At 34.1% G+C, this 255-nt stretch carries 1 protein-coding gene; it reads right to left on the minus strand.

The genetic code is table 11. The features are described from left to right. Nucleotides 1-255 (minus strand): reverse transcriptase domain-containing protein (locus tag ACYQ4S_RS12805; RefSeq protein WP_459771555.1); only part of this gene is annotated, 255 nt, incomplete at both ends.

The following is a 255-nucleotide window of genomic DNA, read 5'->3' on the forward strand; positions in this document are numbered from 1 at the left end:
GGTCCATGATGCCAGATTTTAAAAAGTTCCAAATATTTCTCAACACTATTTTATCTTGAATATAGTATTCGAGGTTATTTCTTAGTACTTGATGGTTGATTGTATCAAAGTAATTCTTCAAATCGCAATCTACTACTATCTTATAACCTTCTTCATAATAACCAATCACTCGCTCAATTGCTTGGTGAGCGTTGCGACCTTTACGAAAGCCGTAACTATATTCTGAGAAATAGGGGTCTATAATTGGGTCAATCA

This window comes from Alkalibacterium sp. s-m-28 (genome assembly GCF_054658175.1).